We start from the raw sequence: 961 nt of genomic DNA, 5'->3' as shown, positions 1-961 counted from the left end.
TGGGGAGCAACGGTTGCCATCACAGTTGAGCGCATGCCCTATGTTCGACAACTTTTCTCAAGGATGACTTATTGTGGCGGTTACTCAGGTCATGGCGTTATGCTGGCTCCTTTCATGGGAAAATTATATGCAGAATGGTTGACTGGAAAATATGAACGTTTTGCCCATTTTCAGGACTTAAAGATTTCATCTTTTCCGGGAGGAAGAGTTTTGCGTTATCCGCTTATATTTTTAGCAATGCGTTGGTTTTCTTTAATGGATCGTTTTTAATAGAAATATTGCTTGAAATGAAGAAAATTAATGGCTTATTTAGTATCCGTTTGCTTTAATGATGAAAGCTTTTATAAGTGATATGGAATTTCATAATCGAATGGAAAAATAAACAAGTTTATGGTGCGTAAAATTATTCCAGTTTCTTCCTTTGATTGTATTGTTTTTGGTGGCAGTGGTGATCTGGCGTTGCGCAAGCTTTTACCGGCTTTGTATCATTGTCAGTGTGCTGGGCAATTCAGTGAGCCAACACGTATTATTGGGGTTTCGCGCACTTCCTTAAGTCATGAAGAATATCAAAATTTTGTTCGCATTTCTTTAGAAAAACATATCCATCCAAAAGATCTGGATTCAACAGAACTCAATCATTTTCTTGCACGTTTAACTTACGTTTCTGTTGATGTTTCCTCAAATCGAGGGTGGGAGGATTTAGCCCTCCTTCTGTCACAAGATTCAGCGGATATTCGAGCTTTTTATTTGGCTGTTGGTTCGTCACTTTTTGCTGACATTGCGATGAAGTTGGGAAAAAATGATTTGGTGACACCACAAACACGGATTATCATTGAAAAACCAATTGGTTGCGATGTAAAAACAGCTGTTTCACTCAATGATGTATTTGCAAGCGCCTTTAATGAAGAGCAGATCTTTCGTATTGATCATTATCTTGGGAAGGAAACTGTTCAAAATTTAA

The 961-nt window shown here is 37.9% G+C and carries 2 pseudogenes; both read left to right on the top strand.

Annotation, left to right across the window (positions count from 1 at the left end):
• A pseudogene (locus ACFIKE_RS12305) lies at positions 1 to 270 on the top strand (FAD-dependent oxidoreductase); the annotation flags it as partial.
• A 120-nt stretch (positions 271 to 390) separates the two neighbouring features.
• Positions 391 to 961, top strand: a pseudogene (locus ACFIKE_RS12300) (glucose-6-phosphate dehydrogenase); the annotation flags it as partial.

The organism is Bartonella sp. MU70NMGDW (assembly GCF_042194085.1).
GTDB classification, from domain to species: Bacteria; Pseudomonadota; Alphaproteobacteria; order Rhizobiales; family Rhizobiaceae; genus Bartonella; species Bartonella grahamii.
This window is presented reverse-complemented; position numbering and strand designations above follow the sequence as displayed.